The organism is Candidatus Accumulibacter sp. ACC005, assembly GCF_907163215.1.
Taxonomy (GTDB): Bacteria; Pseudomonadota; Gammaproteobacteria; order Burkholderiales; family Rhodocyclaceae; genus Accumulibacter; species Accumulibacter regalis.
In genome coordinates this window covers 63,814-80,675 of sequence record NZ_CAJQUB010000018.1, presented here as the reverse complement: position 1 = coordinate 80,675, position 16,862 = coordinate 63,814, and the positions used below count along the sequence as shown (strand labels likewise).

Here is a 16,862-nt window from a genome sequence, read left to right as displayed (position 1 = left end):
GTCGTGCGCGTGGAACTGGCCGGCAAGCTCGCCTACCTGCTGCCCGAGAACACCTTGACGGTGCAGCCGAGCAATGCCGTATTGCGCTTTGCCGGCCGCCACCTGTTGAAGCTGAGCGACGGAACGATCGTCAAGCCCGCGCTGGCGCCCAATACCGTCGTGACCCTGCAGAAACTGGCGCGGCTACGCACGCCCAGCGGACAACTCACGGAGCTCACGGCCGACACCGATGCAAAGCTCATCGACGGCGCGCCGCGCCCGGCGCTGTTCGATGACTTCTTCAAGACCCTGTACCAGCCATCAGGGAAAGTCAAGACACCGCACCCGGCGAAGGATCTGGACTTCAGCCCGCACAGCGCCTACTCGGTCTACAACTGGGAACTCTTCTTCCATGTGCCGCTGACCCTGGCCTTGCACCTCAGCAAGAACGGGCGCTTCGCCGAGGCACAGCGCTGGCTTCACCTGCTGTTCGACCCCACCGACAGCAGCGACGGCCCTGCCCCCGAGCGCTTCTGGAAGGTATTGCCGTTCCTGAGCCTGGAAACCCACTCGGTCGAACAGCTGCTGGTCAACCTCGCCAAGGGGGCGAATGGTGATGTGACCATTGCGGACGCCACGCGACGCAGCATCGAGGACTGGATGAACGCGCCGTTCCGACCCCATGCGGTGGCGCGGCAGCGCCAGCAGGCCTACATGGTCAAGACGGTGATGGCCTACCTGGACAACCTGATCGCTTGGGGTGACTCACTGTTCCGCCAGGACAAGGGCGAGGCCATCGACGAGGCGATGATGCTGTATGTGTTGGCCGCCAACATCCTGGGCCCCCGTCCGCAAGCCGTGCCGCGCAAAGGCAGGGTGAAGCCGCAGACCTACAACAACCTGCGCGGCGATCTCCAGCTGTTCGGTTCGGTCCTGCGCGATCTGGAGCCGGAATTGCCATTCGACCTGCTTCCGACGATGGCTGCGCCGCCGGCCACCAGCGGCCAGGCACTGGCCTCGCTGCGCAGCATGGGACAGTCGTTGTACTTCTGCGTGCCGCGCAACGACAAGCTACTGGGCTACTGGGACACGGTCGCAGACCGGCTGTTCAAGATCCGCAACAGCCTCAATCTGCAAGGGGTGTTCCGTCAGCTTCCATTGTTCGAACCCCCGGTGGACCCCGCCTTGCTGGCCCGTGCTGCAGCGTCTGGACTGGACGTGGGGGCCATCGTCAACGGTTTGAACCAGCCGCTGCCGCTCGTGCGTTGCGCCTTGCTGCTGCAGAAGGCAACGGAACTGGCGCAGCAGGTCACGGCAATAGGCGCCGGTCAGCTCTCGGCGATGGAAAAGGAAGAAGGCGAGGCTCTTGCCCTGTTGCGCGCTCGGCACGAGAAGGTGCTGATGGAGATGGTCGAGCAGGTGCGCTATGGACAGTGGCAGGAAGCGGTCAAGGCGAAGGAGGGCCTCCTGCAATCACTGGCGTTGGCCGTGCAGCGCTACAGCTACTACGCGCAGCAGCTGGGTGCAAAGGCGGAGGACATCACGAAGTCGTTGCCGGTACTGGAGGAGTTGGATCTAGACAGCTTGGAGAAGATGCGGCTGGCTGCAACTGAGCCGGCACTATCAGCGCGCCCGATCAAGGTAGACATCGCGAGCGATGCGTTTGCACAGGTCGCACAGGCGCTTAATGGCGGAAAAATCCTAAGCTCTCATGAGGTAAGAGAGTCCCTTCTTCTGGAAGGTGCGCAGCTGTCAAGCGATATTGCAAACATTTTGAACGTCATTAGCTCAGTGGCTCACTTCGTACCGGAATTCAACGTGCACGTACAACCCATGGGCATGGGCGCCACCGTTCAATATGGTGGCAAGGAGGTGGGAGACGCAGTTGGAGCGACAGCTGCCGCGGCCCGTGCGGTTGCTGATCGGCTCAACTTCGAAGCGAGAAGGGCCGGCCGTATCGACGCTTTCGCACGACGCGAACGCGAATGGGCATTCCAGAGCAACCTCGCCGTCGGCGAGATCAATCAGGTCTTCAAGCAGATCCGCGCTGCACAGATCCGCGAGGCCGTTGCCAACATGGAGCTGCGCAACCACCGCCAGCAGAAGGAGCATGCAGCTGAAATCGAACGTTTCCTCAATGGCGAGGGTGTGCTCAGCGATGGCAAGAAGACCAACAAGACCTTGTATGCCTGGATGAAGCGTGAGCTCACGGGATTGCACGCACGCGCCTTCCAGTTTGCCTTCGACGTCGCGCGCAAGGCCGAGAGAGCGCTTCAGCACGAGCTGGGACAACCCGGCCTGAGTTACTTGAAGTTTGACTACCAGGCTGGCAGGGAGGGCCTCCTGGCCGGCGAGCGCCTGCTACTGGACATCAAGCGCATGGAGATGGCCTATCACGAGCAGAACCAGCGCGAGTACGAGCTGACCAAGCATGTGAGCCTGCTGCAAGCTGACCCACGCGCGCTGGTCGATCTGCGCAGCACGGGCTCGTGCACCTTCCAGTTGCCCGAGTCACTGTTCGATCTTGACGGGCCGGGTCACTACTTCCGGCGCCTGAAGTCGGTCTCGCTGAGCATTCCCTGCGTAAGCGGCCCCTACGCCAGTGTGGCCTGCACGCTGACGCTGCTGCGCAGTTCCACCCGCATCTCGTCCTTGTTGGGCGATGGCTACGAGCGAGCCGATAACGACGACGCCCGCTTCAGCGATCACTTCGGTAGCGTGCAATCCATCGTCACCAGCTCGGCACAGAACGATAGCGGATTATTCGAAACCAACCTGCGCGACGAGCGCTACCTGCCCTTCGAGTACAGCGGCGCCATCAGCACGTGGCAATTGAGACTGCCGGCCGACCCGCGCAAGAGCGATCCGCAGGCCTTCGATTACGCCGCAATTGCCGATGTCATTCTGCATTTGCGCCTGACGGCGCGCGAAGGCGGCATGCCGTTGCGTGATGCCGCGATGGCGGCGCTGAAGACGCGTATTGATGCCGGCACGGCCTTCGGCTCGCTGCGACTATTCTCGCTGCGCGAGGAGTTCCCTGCGGTGTGGGCAAAGTTCCTCGGGGCACCGGCCGGAGCCAATCACCAATTCCAGATCAGCTTTGAACTGCAGAAACAACACTTTCCGCTTTGGAGCAAAGCCCGCTTGGGCCCCATGAAGGCAATGCACATTTGGGCACGTCGAAGTGGCGACGCGCCAAACGCGCCGCTCAAGGCACGCCTGGTGGACGCTGCGGACACGAATGTGGCGTTTCCGCTCCAGGGTGCGGCCGGTGATCTGCTGGTATCGGGGGCTGTGGCCGACAACGAGCTGCCGGGTAGCGCAACGGGCGAACTCATGCTCGCGTTCAGCGACAAGGCCCTGCTTGATCTATGGGTTGCCGTGCGATGGTCTTAGGTCCGGAACTGACCCGGACTCCGCAGCCCGAACTTCTCGAGGCGCAAGCGATGGCCGAATCGCACGCTGTTGCCGGTAGACCGGGCGCCGCCGGCAGCGTGTGGGACGAAAGCGCTCGTGCTGCTCGGAGGGTGGCGTTTTCCAAGGCGCTTGGGGGGGGGTTTGTACAGATTCCTGCCGCGGCTGGTAACCGCGAAGCTGCACGCACTGCCTGCTTCCACAGGCGACGGCAGCGGGTAAAGTCACGCACCCAGCCCTGCCACGCTTTCGTCGGAGAGCCCGTCGGGAAACAACGGGCGGGGACGGCGCATCTATTCCTCCCGGATGCGTGTTTGTCGACTCCTGCCTTGGCCCGGCAAGGGCAGCCATCTCGCCTGTGGCGTCAGCCTCGTCATATGGCGCCTGTCTTGCTGGGTCACATCGACCCTCCGTCCCCGATGACACAACTCCGCTGTACAAGACAAACGTTCCAACGAGTCGTCAAAGCGATCACGGAGCACCTGCCTTCGTCGCATTCGGCTGAAGGCCGGCGCCGAACTTTGGTTCAATGCGGGTACTGTTATTGCAGTCGTCCGACGTCAGACCCAGGTGTTCTCCTTAATATCCTCAACTTATGTTTTGGTTGCTAATTGACTGGGAATGATGCGCCGGCCCCGAGCTCAGCCGCTGGCGAGCTGCACGACGAAGGTCCTGATTCCCCGCAACATCATTTCGATCGCCACGGCGACCAGCACCAGCCCCATCAGCCGTTCCAGGGCGACCACGAAGCGCTCGCCGGCAACGCGCTGGATGCGCTCGGCGAGCACGAGGACAACGGCCGACACGGCCATCGTGATGCACAGGGCGCCGATCCACTCCAGGCGCCGCTCGGGCGCCTGCGAAACCAGCAGCAGCACCGTCGCCAGTGCCGAAGGCCCGGCGATGGCCGGAACGGCCAGCGGCACGATCAGCGGCTCGCCCAGCGCGTCAGGCGCGTCGGCGACTCCCGGCTGCGGGAAAATCATGCGCAGCGCGATCAGGAACAGGATCACGCCACCGCCAATCTGCAGCGACAGCTCGCTGAGGTTCATCAGGCGCAGAAAACCGTCGCCGACGAACATGAACGTCAGCAGCAGGACAAAGGCAATCAGCACCTCGCGCAGAATCACCCAGGCGCGACGCTCGGGTGGAACCGAGCGCAGCGCATTGGCGAAAATCGGGATATTGCCGACCGGATCGGTGATCAGGATGAGCAGGATGGTCGCCGAGGCGAAGGTGTAGTTCATCGATTCACGGCTTCATGGCGCACGCTTGAGCGCGGGAGCGCAAGACCTCTGGCTTCGGAAAAAAGCCACGGCAATCGACAGGCCAGGGGAAAGACGGAAGTGAAGGCGCCGCGCTGCTGCGCAGGATACCAGCTCTGGACATTCCTTCGCCGCCGGCTGGTCATCGCCCGCACCCGCCCGCCATTGGCCGCGCCACGACAGGCTCAAGAAAACACTGAAGCGGCGGCGGCCGAACCGCGATGTGACGCAGTCGCACGGGCCAGGGCGCAATAGTCCATGTCACTGTGCAGGATGTGGCCAACGGTCGCGCTGAGGATGTAGTTCAGAAGAAGAAATCCCGGTTCGGCGTTATCGCCTGCCGGATCCATCTGCTCCACCCGGGCGCGGATGAGCTGCAACTCGTCGCGCATCACCTGGTGCTCGGCACGGTGCTCGGCGAGATCGTCGTAGCCAAGCCCCGCCAGCACCCCCTCCTCGTAGCTGAAATGTTCCTCGAGCGCCTGATGAAGCTCTCCCGTCATCAGCGTCAGCTGCTCGACGTCGCCGTGCTTGCGCCAGGCGTCCGAAGCTCTTACCACCAGGGCAAAGATAGCCTCGTGCTGGGCGTCGATTTGCGCCTCGCCGATATTGAGACGGCCATCCCAGGCGACCCGCTGCTTGAGCGAAAAATTGGTCAAGCCGTGAACGCCAGACAGGCGGCCGTCGAACAGGGCACGTGAACTCAGACCCATGTGTCTCTTCTCTTATGATTCAGCGAAGTAGCTCCTTGTTTTTGCCGTTGAGGTCGAGCGCCGCGCCCGGGCAGGGGGATTTGTTGCCGATCCTATACGACCCGGTACGGGCAAAAGGATTCAAAAGTCTCACTTCGGCGAAAGCGGCGCAAAAAGCAAGCGCAGGCCGACCGGGAAGCGGCGGCAAAGCGCGTCGCTTGCGCCGTGTCTCGACTCAGCACGAAGCGATTTCGCAGCCGGCCTGGTCAGCCCACGTCACGCTTCAGCGCGCGTTGATAGAGATCGACGATCACGCCGGCAAGGTGTTCGGGCGAAGCCTGCCTGCCCTGCCCCTGCAGGACCGCTTTGACAACGCCTTCGAGGACAGCGGCGTCGACCACTGGCGCATCGGCCGCGACGACATCTTCCGCGCTCGGCGCGTAGGCAGCGCGGGCCTGCGCGAGCGCATGCGCGCCGCACCCGGTGGCCAGCCAGTCGACGCTGACGCCCGCCGCCGCGGCAATGGCCAGGGCCTTGTCCAGCGGGGGCATTCGTCCGTCGCGGAGGTAAGTCCTCAGTACCGACTCGGCCATGCCGCAGCGGCGCGCAAACGAAGACACCGACTCGTCACCGATGATCGCTTTCAAGCGCGCGGCGAGCGCACCCGATTCGACGTCGGCCAACGACCGTTGATCGACGCTGCGCTCGCTTGCCGTTGCCATCGCCGTGGCGCCAGCAGGGGCCGGAGTTCCAGTCATTGATGGCTCGCAAAAAGAACAGAGGGGAAGCAGGCAACGCAAGAAACTATTGACATCTCGCAACATCTTGCTAAAAATTGGGTTGCACAGCATAGCAGAAAAGCTCCGCTTCAGGCAGACCTGCGGGTACGGGTGGCCACCCGGTGACCGCTGGCGATCGCTGAGAAACGTCGGTTTCTTGTCCGTTGGCATTGAGGGTTGCAATGCGAGGGGGGAACGAACATGCGCAAGTCTGCGGGCAGGATTCCGGAAACCAGGCTCCATTTCGAGGCCCTCGAAGCGCGTGTTCTTCTCGACGGCGACAGCGGCGCCGGCGTCTTGACCCTTGCCGGCAGCATCGACGCCCCCGGCGAGCAGGATCACTACCAGTTCAGCGTAGACGAGCCAATCCGTGTCGTCCTCGACAGCCTGAGCAATCGCAGCGACCTGACCTGGCGACTGGACGGCCCCGGCGGCCTGGTCGCGCGCAGGTCGTTCAGCGCCACCGAATCGCCAAACACCGCCCCACCGGCGTACGACCTGGCGCCGGGCAGCTATCGGCTGAGCATCGATGGCACGCAGGATGCGCTCGGCGCCTACGCCCTGCGCGTGATCGACGCCGCTTCGGCAAGCGCAATGGCGCCCGACACGCCGGTCAGCGGCGTCCTCGAGGTCGGTAACCAGAGCGCGCTCTACCGCTTCCGCGCCAGCGCCGGCGACAGCTACTTCTTCAAGGCGGCAGCGCCCGCTTCCGGCGCGCTTTCCGCGCGACTGCTCGACCCTTTTGGCCGCCAGGAAGGCAACAGCTTCGATGCCCGACAGGATCGCCAGCGGTTCACCGTCGAGCGCAGCGGCGAGTACCTCCTCTTGCTCGAAGGCGACATCGCCAATCAGGCGGCGCTGGCCTACGGATTCACCCTGCAACAGGTCGTCGACAGCCACTCGCCGCTGCGCCTCGGCGAAACGCAGATCGCCACGATCGACCAGCCGGGAAAAATCGCCCACTTCACCTTTGATCTGGCGGCCACGACGCCGGTCGTTTTCGACCGCCTGGGCAACGCCGCCTTCGCCTGGTCGCTGAGCGGGCCGGCGGGTCAGCACGTCGCGCGCCGCGCCGCCGCGCAAGGCACGCTCTTCGACGGCGTCGAAAAGCTGCTCCTGCCGCCGGGAAGCTATACGCTGTCGGTCGACCTCGACGGCGCCGCCAGCGGCAGTTTCGCGTTCCGGCTGCTCGCTGCCGAGTCGGCCCGGAATCTCGTCACGGGCGCCACAAGCACCGGCGAGCTCGACCGGGCGACTGCGTCGCAGCTCTACAGGGTGGCGCTGGGCGCCGGCGACAAGCTCTTCCTCGAGCCGCGCTCGCTCTCCGGCGGTTCGCTTGACTGGCGGCTGATCGATCCCTGGGGCGTGCGCGTCGCCAGCGGAGACTTCAGCGGCGCAACGAATCCTGTCGCCCTGGCGCGGCCATTTACCGTGGCCACGAGCGGCGACTACTGGCTGCTCGTCGATGGCGCCGACAGCAACGCGGCGGAAGCCGTTCTTGCTTACGAATTTTCGCTGAACGCGGTCCCCGACCTGGCGCGAACGCTGACTCTGGGCGACGCCGTCGCCGGAAGCGTCGCCAGTGCCGGCCAGTCGACGGTCTACACTTTCGATCTCGCCAGCCCAACGCAGGTGGCGTTCGAGGCGCTCAGTCAGCGGCCGGATATCGTCTGGTCGCTGGCGGGACCGCGCGGCAGCGAGGTCTCCGAGCGGCGTTTCGACAATGTCGACCACGGCGAGGGCCCCAGCCAGGCCAGCCAGGCCAGCCCGACCAGCCAAGCCAGTCATCTCGGCATCCTGACGCTGCCCGCCGGCACGCATCGATTGACCGTGCGCGGCACTGGCGCCGCCACCGGCGACTTCTCGTTCCGCCTCCTGGATCTGGCCACCGCGCCGACGCTGTCGCTGGAAGCCGCCACCGACGGCGTCCTGCGCGCGGCGAACCGAACGCAGGCGTATCGCTTCCTGGCCAGCGCAGGCGACCAGGTCGCGCTCGAGGCCATCAATGGCAGCAGCAGCGAGGAAGTTGCCTGGCGACTGATTGATCGCTTCGGCCGCGACGTCGCCGCGCCCGCCGCCCTGGCCGCTGCCGGAAACGCTTCCGACGCCCGACTGCTGAGCAGCGCCGGCGCCTACACCCTGCTGCTTGAACGACGCGCCGATGCGCCAACGCCGCGTGACTATCACTTCCGGCTCCAACGCGTCGGCCACCTGGCCCCGGCCGCTTCGCCCGCCGGCGAGGAACTTGCCCTCGGAACGATGCTCGCCGGACTCCTGCCTACCGCCGACGCCAGCCGGACCTATCGCTTCACGCTCGCCGCCGATAGCCAGCTGGTGTTCGACACGCAGGGTGGCGCGAGCAGCGCCGTCTGGTCCCTGCAGGGTCCGCGCGGCAACGAAGTCGACAGCCGCCCGCTGTACCGCAGCGACGACGCCAACGCCAACCCGCTCCTCGATCTGCCGGCGGGAGACTACGCCCTGACCGTCAAGGGTGCTGCCGCAACGGGCAGCGTCTTTGCCGACGGCGCCTACGCTTTCCGGCTGCTCGACAGCGCCGCCTTCCCGGAACTGGAACTCGGGCAGCGAGTGGTCACGATGCGCCCGTCAGCGGCATCGAGCATCGGCTACCGTGTCGCGGCGACGGCCGGCAGCACGCTCGTTCTGCAGGCCGTGGATTCCGCAGGCGGCGTCTGGCGTTTGTTCGACCCCTTCGGACGGCAGGTCGCGGCTGCCTCGGGCGAGACCATCACGAGGAGCATCGACATTGCCTCGACGGGCAGCTACACGCTGCTCAACGACGGCTACTACGGCGCCAACGGCGCATCGAACGTCGGTTTCACCCTTGCTCGACAGACGAAAGTCAGCGCTGCCCTGGCCTTCAACCGCCCGCTCAGCGTCAGCACCGCCGGCGTCGGCAGCGTCGCCGAATATCGCTTTACCCTTGCTCAGGCAAGCACCCTTGTCTTTGATGCCCTGAGTGGTCCGTCGAGTGCGTCGAGTGCGTCAAGTGCGTCCAGCCCGATCGACTCGCCGGGTCCTTCGTCCCCGCGCTGGATGCTTGCCGGGCCGCTCGGCACGGTACGCGGCTGGACTTCCTTGCGCGACGACCCGGGGCAGATTCTTCGCCTGTCGCCTGGCGACTATCTGCTGACCCTGGACACCTCCGGCCCGCCGGGAGCGGAATACCGCTTCCGTGTGCTGAATGCCGATTCCGCCATCGACCTGCCCTCCGGCGCCCACATCAACGAAACGATCGCCGCGGGAGAAACGCGCCTTTATCGCTTCACCGCCGCTGCCGGCCAGAGCACTGTCGTCGCCAAACCCCCGCTGTCGAGCGACGTGAACCAGCGCGTCGCCTGGCAACTATGGGACCCCTACGGCCGCCCGCTCGCCACCCTCGGCGCCGGCACCACACAGACCCCATTGCCGACCAGCGGAGAGTATCTGCTGGCGGTTTTCCCCACCTTCGGGCAGCAGCCGCCCGACTCGGCGCCACGGCCGATCGCCTTTTCCTTTGCCCTGACCACGGCGCGAGCCGCGCCGCTGACGCTCAACGAACGCACGCTGGGCAGCATCGAACGACCGGGAGAAGCGGTCAGCTACGGCTTCACGCTGACGGCACCGAGCTCGCTGCTGATTGACACCGGCCAGACGGACGGCGCCGCCGCCGGTGATTTCCTGTGGCGACTGAGTGGGCCCCGCGGCGTGGAAACGCCGCTCGTGGATTCTCGCGTGGAAACGCCGCTCGTGAATGCTGCTGGCGAAGAGCCGTTGAACAGTTTCGCCAGCACGCACGCCAGTGTCCTGGCGCTGCCCGCAGGCAACTACGAGTTCGTGGTCTCCAGCCCCGCCCTGGCCACCGGTGGCTTCAGCTTTCGCCTGCTCGACACCGCCACGCTGCCCCTCCTGGCCCGCGAAAGCTTTATCCCGCTGATCCTCGGCCCGACCGGCGAGGCGCAGGCACTGTCGCTGCTCGTCGACGAGGAAAGCGAGTTCGTCTTCGCGCCCACTGCCACGCCAACGCGCGACGGCGACTGGCGGGTCCTTGACCGCGGCGGCAGGACGATGGTCGGCGGCAGAATGGCGGAAAGTCATGATTCGTTCACCCTCCCGGCCGGCGCCTACACCTTCGTCGTCGACGGTCAGGAAATGAACAACGGCAACGCTAGCGACGGCGATGGCCCGGATGGCCAGGATGACTATGAGTTCGTCCTGCGCCGCCTGCTGGTGCGCAGCCAGGAGTTGCCGCTGGGCAGCGAAGTCTCCGCGACCATCGATCAGCCTGGCCTGGTTCGCGAATACCTGTTCTCGATCGACTCGCCGACAACGCTCCTCGTCGATGCGCTGACCGACAGCGAGAATCTGACCTGGCAACTGTCGGGACCGACCGGGCTCATTCACCGCAGCCATGGCTTCGGCGGCAACACCCTCGTCGCGCCTATCCGCCTCGACGCGGCGGGCGCCTATCGCCTGCGCTTCGTCCCGGCCTTCGGCGCCACCGAAAACTTCCGCTTCCGCCTGATCGACGCCGGCCGTGCCGAATCGCTGGCACTCTCTGGCGCACAAACCTTGCTGCTCGACCCGCAGGTCGCGACGCTGAGCGTCGGCAGCGAAGCCAGCGGCAGCACCCGCATCGCCAATCTTGCCGAGCAATGGCGCGTCTCGCTCGACTGGCCGACCCGCCTCCTCTTCGACGGTCTCGCCGGCTCCCGAAACCACTGGACGCTGCACGCCGCCGACGGCGCGCTGCTCGCTTCCGGGGTCTGCGACCGGAACGCCTTTCTTGCCCTCGATGCCGGCGCCTACACTCTCGCCGTGAAAGCCGATACGGCCGCCGATCTCGGCGCCTACGCCTTCCGGCTGATCGACCTGGCCAGCGCCGAAACGCTGTCGCCAAACCAGGAAGTACGCGCGACGCTCGACGCCGGCAGCGGCGCACAGATCTTTCGCGTGCCACCGGCAAACGCTGGCCGGCCATTGACGGTCGAGGTTGCCAGTGCCAGCAACGCCAGTGGCGTGCTCACCGCCTACGACGCCAATGGCATTGTGCTCGGCGAATTCGCGCTGCCGCGGCTCGACCCGGCGGAACTCGGCACGGCCAGCGACAGCGAGCGCTTCCTGATCCTGGAAAACGACCCGCTCGCCGTCACGCCGCTCGACTACCTGCTCAGCGCCCGCCAGGCGACACTCCTGCGGGCACAGCCGGGTGAGACCGTGGCGGGAGACCTGACGCGCGCCGGTGAGCGAATCGGCTACCGGGTCAGCCTGCCCCTTGCGGCAAGCCTGCCGACGCGCGCCTGGATACACGACGCCGGCTCGCGCGACGTCCGCTGGTGCCTGGCGGCTGCCGGAACGGATGCCGGCCCGGCTGACTGGTGGCCCGAGAGCGACGCCAGCGAAGCCGTGGACAACGAACTGCTCGCCGCCGGTGACTACGAGCTGATCATCGAGGCGACAGCCGACGACGCCCGCTACAACCTGCAACTGCTGGCCAGCGAGCTTGCCGAAGCGCTCTCGCCGATGGGAACAGCCGGGCAACTGGCGAACGCTGGCGAGGCCAGAGTCTACCGCTACGACGTCCTCACCGCCGGTGATCATCGGCTGCACATCGCCACCGCCAACGCGGCGCCCGTCGCATGGGCAATCTACGACTCCTCGGGCAGGCGCGTACAGGCCGGCGACACTGTGCTCTTCGCCGGCCGCAACGCGATCGTCGACCTTGGCGACCTCGAGGTCGGCCGCTTCCTCGTCACGCTCTCGGGAAGCGCTGCCGGGAGCCCTGCGGCCAGCGCCACGGGCAGCATTGACTTCAGCCTCGCCCTGTCGCCGACAGGCGTTCGGCCTGGCGATCGTCTTGCCGGTCGGCTTGCCGGCGACGAGACAATCCGCCGCTACACGCTGCAAGTACCTGTCGGAAGGCACGTCCAGATCCACGACCAGGGCTCCGAGGCGGGCGTCGAATGGCGAATCCGCGACGCCGAAGACCCGCCCGCCGCCGACGGCTGGTTCGCCCTTGGACCGGCACAGGCCGGCACCGACGATCGTGAAGCGCGCTCTCCCTACCTGGTGTGGCTGGATGCCGGCAGCTACGAGCTCGCCGTCCAGGCAAACGGCGGCGGCGCCTTCAGCGTGCATCTGGTCGATTTCGATGCTGCACCACCACTGGCGATGGGCGAAACGCTGGCCAGCTTTGCCGTCGGCGAACAGGCCAGGGTCTACCGGCTGGATACCAGCTTTCCGGGAGCAGGCACGCGCCTGAACATCGGCGACGCGAGCGGCGAGCAGACGGAGGAAATCAGCTGGCTGCTCTTCGACGCGCAGCTCACGCCGGTAGCGCAGGGAAACGGCGTCGGCACGTCGATCGACCTGCCCGGCAACCGCGGCTCATACACCCTCGAATTGAAGCGACAGCCGGCGCTTGCCGGCAACGGAACGCTGAGCACGCCGCTCAGCGTCGTCTCCTCGGCCCCGCCGACGCTGCAAGTGGACGAAGTCCGCGCAGCCAGTCTGGGGCCTTTGCGCCACTACACGGCAGACTACGTCTTTTCCCTGACCGGGCGCAGCCGCATCCTGGTCGAAGCCTTGTCGGAAGTCTGGAACGTCGGCTACGAAATCCTCGCCGCCGACGGGGAACATCTGGCCAGCGACTACCTGGGCAGCCTGTACTCCGACCAGCTCGACCTCGCCCCCGGCGACTACACCCTCAAGCTCAGCGCAAGCGGGCGACCAGGCGACGGCAGCGCAGGGTCCGACTTCACGCCGGACTTCACCACAGACTTCAATTTCCGCCTGCTGAACATGACGCGCATCGGCCAGCGGATCCTCGCTCCCGGGCAGCCAATCGACGACACCGTCGCTCCAGGCGGGCAGCAGACGCAGGTCTATCGCCTGCAGGCGCATGCCGGCGAGACCGTCACCATCGCGGCGAGCGGCGCCAACGAATTCGACCGCCAGCGCCTCTACGATGCCAGCATCGTCGTGTTCGATCCTTTCGGTCGCCACGTCGCCGACGCCTGGGTCAGCGACGGCGCCTTGCAGCAGACGCTCGACGAGTCCGGTTTCTATACGCTGGTCGTCTTCGGCGGCAGCTCCCTCGCCGAGGCGGCGGACTACACGCTGGTGGCCACGCGGCACACGGGCGATGCGCAAACCTTGCCCGCCAGCCGCCCGGTGGCGCTGGCTGTCGAGATCAGCGACACGCTGACCGCGACCGGCGCCGCCGGCAAGGCCTATCGTTTCACGCTCGACCAGGCGGGACTGGCGCTGATCGAGGGTCGCACGACCGACGCCGAAGAGGCCTGGCAGGCGCACTGGGTCCTGCGCGACGCTGCCGGCTTCCTTACCGGTGACCATGGCGACTGGAAGGCGTGGCAGGCCAGCAGCGAAGCCCTGTCGCTCGCCGCCGGCGACTACACGCTCGAGGTGTCGCGCGACGACGGCCCGGGCGGCAGCTTCGCCTTTCGCGTCGATGGCAGCGCCAACGCCAGCCAGGTCGCTGGCGGAAGCGCGGTTGGCGACGTCAGCCGCTTTGGCGCCTCGGGCGAGCGCATCTATCGGGTCGATCTCACGGCGGGTGACGAGTATCGCCTGCAGGCCGAAAACGGCAGCGAGTGGTCGCTTCACCGCCCCGATTTCTCCCAGGCACTGGCGCTGTCCGACGACGCCGTGCTGCGCTTGCTGCCGGCGCAGGATGGCTCCTGGTACCTCGTCCGGCGGGCCGACGTCACTGGCCACTCGAACGTTACGGTCGAACGGCAACTCGCGCCCATCGCGCTCGGCAGCCGAATCAGCGGCGAGTTGACTGCAAACGGTACGGGCGACGCGCAGTATGGCTATCGCTTCCGACTGGCGGAGAGAAAGCAGCTGTTCCTCGACCTGCTCAGCGCCGACTCGCCGCTGCGGGTTCTCTTCTACCAGGGAAACACGCTGCTGCGAACACTCAACGGGCTCACGCCAGGCTTTCCCCTCGACCCGTTCGAGCTTGCCGCCGGCGATTACCGCATCGAAGTGCAGGCGATGGCGGCGGCAGCGGGAGCCACGACGGCCTACGCTCTGCGCCTGCTGGACCTCGCCGCAGCGCCAGTGCTGGCGGTCAACACGGCCGTCTCGGGCCGCCTGCAGGGCGGCGAAGCGGCGATCTACGCCGTCGATCTTGCCGCCGGGACGCAGGTCGAATACCAGCCCTCCGACCTCGGCGGCCTCTACGGCAGGTGGCGCCTGCTCGCGAGCAGCGGCGCCCAGGTCGCAACCGGCTATCTCGACGAGGCGACGACGACTGGCGTGCTCGCCGGGAGCGGTCGCTATTTCCTCGTCTGGGACAGCGATCCGCGGTCGGCGGCTGGCGGCCAGGCGAACTACCGCTTCGCGCTGAAAACCGTGCAGGCGATCGCGCTTGGCGAACGGGTCGGCGGCGAAGCCTTCGCCGCCACCGCCAGCGCTGCCTATCGCTTCAGCGTGCCAACGGCGACACGCGTGCTGCTCGACCCGGCCCTTGCCGACAACGATAGCCAAGCTTTCGGCTGGCGGATTTCCCGCGCCGGGCAGTCGATCGCCCAGGGAACGCTGAGCAGCGAGGCCAATCCCGACGATCCGCTGCCGATCGTCGAATTGCCGGCAGGAAGCTATCAGCTTGCCTTTACGGCGGATGCCGATGTCGAGGATGCCGACACCTTCGCTTTCCGGCTGCTCGATCTGGCGCAGGCGCAGCCCTTGAGCATGGGCGTCCGGAACACCGGCGAGCGACTTCCCGGCCAGGCGGCAATCTTCAGCTTTGTCGCCGACGCCGGCGAACCGTTGACGCTCGCGCAGGATTCCGGCGACAGCGATCGCTGGTGGCTGCTCGACGAGTTCGGCCGGGAATTGGCACGTGGACAAGGCGCTGGCAGCGTCGACCCCCTCCCCCGCAGCGGCACCTACTTCCTGCTCCGCGACGATGACAGCAGCGATCATGAAGCAGGCCGGCACTACGACTTCACTCTCTCGAGCGAAGAGGATCGCGGGCGGGAGCGGGAGCAGGAGCTGGCCCTGAACAGCGTCGTCGCGGCGACGCTCGAAGCCGGCCGCGCCCTGGCCTACCGCTTCACCACCAGCAGCGCCGCGACGCTCTGGCTGACCCCGCTGAGCGCAGACTTCGCGACCCATGTCGAAGTTCGCAGTGCGGCGGGCTGGCGCCTGTACAGCGCCGACGCATCGGCGACGACGCCGCAGGCCATCAGGCTGCCCGCCGCGGGAAGCTACATTCTCGAACTGCGCAACCCGTCGCCCGGGCTGACCGCCAGGCCACTGCGCTTCGTGCTCGGCGAAACGAATGCACCCGGCGAGGACGGCGGCGTGCCGGCGCCCACCCTTGGCACCGCTTTTGACACCGCTTTTGACACCGCTTTTGACACCACTCTTGGCACCACCCTGGTGGCCACACTCGCCGGCAACGGCAGCACGCCCTACGCGCTGCACCTCGATCAGCCCAGCGTCCTCGCCTTCGACAGCCTGGGCAGTGGCGCCAGCCTGTGGTGGCAACTCGTGGATTCGCGCGGCGTCCTGCTCTTCTCGCGGCGGATGAGCGAGCCGGCCAGCGACACCGATGCAAATACCATCAACCACGCCATCTATCATTCCGGGCAGCTCGCCGCCGGCGACTACACCCTGCTCATCCGCAACTTCGGCAGTGCGCCGGAAAGTGGCCGCTTCCGCGTGCTGGCCCTCGACGACAGCCTGCCGCTCGCACGCGACACGCCAACGACGATCGGCACTGCGCCAGCGGAGGGCAGGCAAGGCTTCCGTTTTTCGGCGCGTGCCGGCGAGCGCTATTTTCTTGACGTCCTCGACTCCGCCAGCGCCACGTCGACCTCTGGAGTCGCTCGCGCCGTCGCGCAATGGAAGCTTCTCGACCCCCTCGGGCGAACGGTCTTCGAGCGCACGGCGATGGGCGTCGACAACGTCGCCCTCGACCACATCGACAGCGCGTCGGGACAGATCATCTACCGACACAGCCTGCACGGCGTCGACCAGGAAACGCCCGTGCTTCTGATCACCGGCAGCTATACGCTGCTGATCGATGGCCCTAGCGGGGCCGCTAGCGCGCCGGTTTCCTTCCGCCTCGGCCTGGTGCCGCAGACCGCCGCCGAGACTCACGATGATTTCCGGAGCCGACCGGCCGCCGACCTCAGCGTCAGCCGCATCACGGTGGACCCGCCAGGCGAGCTGCGCAGCGGACAGACCATTGACCTCGAGTGGCTGCTCGAGAACCGTGGCAGCGAAGCCACCACGGGCGACTGGCGCGAGCGCATCGTCGTTCGCAATCTCGACAGCGGCGTCATCGTCGCCGACCTCTACGTCCCCGACGCGGCGAGCGAAGCCGCCAACCGGGCAATCGCCGCCGGCGACTCGCGCAGCCGCCACCACAGCCTCACCTTGCCCGCGGATGCCAGCGCGCTCGGCCGCCTGCGGATAACGGTGATCGCCGACGCCGACAATGTCATTCGAGAAGGTGGCGTTGGCGGCAGCAACGAGCGCAACAACGCCCTGGCCATCGACATCGATGTCGTCCGGGCGCCGTCCAGCGAACTTCACATCGAGAATCTCGCCTTCGATCCCGGCACCGTTGTCGACCCCGGCGCCGCCGTCAGGGTGAGCTGGGAGACCGTCAACCGCGGCAATCAGGCCGCCGAGCCGGGCTGGAGCGAACGCCTGGAGTTGCGCAACCTGACCACCCGCGAACTGGTCGCCAGCGTCGT

The 16,862-nt window shown here is 66.5% G+C and carries 5 protein-coding genes (1 of these 5 running past the window's edge); 2 read left to right on the top strand and 3 right to left on the bottom strand.

The window, feature by feature from the left end; all coding sequences use genetic code 11:
* Window positions 1–9 precede the first annotated feature (9 nt).
* On the top strand, window positions 10–3,375 hold the full coding sequence (locus QZ613_RS20485; RefSeq protein ID WP_291983801.1) for an insecticidal toxin protein: 3,366 nt from the start codon (window positions 10–12) through the stop codon (window positions 3,373–3,375).
* Between the two features lie 659 nt (window positions 3,376–4,034).
* Here the strand turns inward: QZ613_RS20485 and QZ613_RS20480 are convergent.
* The 3 genes from QZ613_RS20480 to QZ613_RS20470 all read right to left on the bottom strand — a co-directional run bounded on the left by QZ613_RS20480 (window position 4,035) and on the right by QZ613_RS20470 (window position 6,108).
* Entirely contained in the window at window positions 4,035–4,640 is a 606-nt protein-coding gene (locus QZ613_RS20480; RefSeq protein ID WP_043564824.1) for a MarC family protein, read from the bottom strand.
* Between the two features lie 203 nt (window positions 4,641–4,843).
* The gene (locus tag QZ613_RS20475; protein WP_291866132.1) at window positions 4,844–5,371 is read right to left on the bottom strand and encodes a hemerythrin family protein; all 528 of its coding nucleotides are present in this window, start codon (window positions 5,369–5,371) and stop codon (window positions 4,844–4,846) included.
* Between the two features lie 245 nt (window positions 5,372–5,616).
* The gene (locus tag QZ613_RS20470; RefSeq protein ID WP_291983799.1) at window positions 5,617–6,108 is read right to left on the bottom strand and encodes a helix-turn-helix domain-containing protein; all 492 of its coding nucleotides are present in this window, start codon (window positions 6,106–6,108) and stop codon (window positions 5,617–5,619) included.
* A 222-nt stretch (window positions 6,109–6,330) separates the two neighbouring features.
* Between QZ613_RS20470 and QZ613_RS20465 the strand changes: the two genes are divergently transcribed.
* Window positions 6,331–16,862, top strand: the 5' portion of a protein-coding gene (locus QZ613_RS20465; RefSeq protein ID WP_291983797.1) for a CARDB domain-containing protein. 25,759 nt of this gene lie beyond the right edge of the window; the window shows 10,532 of its 36,291 coding nt (coding positions 1–10,532); it begins with the start codon at window positions 6,331–6,333; the stop codon falls past the right edge of the window.

Excerpts from the sequence above, each read along its gene's own strand:
- QZ613_RS20480 (WP_043564824.1), bottom strand. The coding sequence starts at position 4,640 with ATGAACTACACCTTCGCCTCGGCGACCATCCTGCTCATCCTGATCACC.
- QZ613_RS20470 (WP_291983799.1), bottom strand. The coding sequence starts at position 6,108 with ATGACTGGAACTCCGGCCCCTGCTGGCGCCACGGCGATGGCAACGGCA.
- QZ613_RS20475 (WP_291866132.1), bottom strand. The coding sequence starts at position 5,371 with ATGGGTCTGAGTTCACGTGCCCTGTTCGACGGCCGCCTGTCTGGCGTT.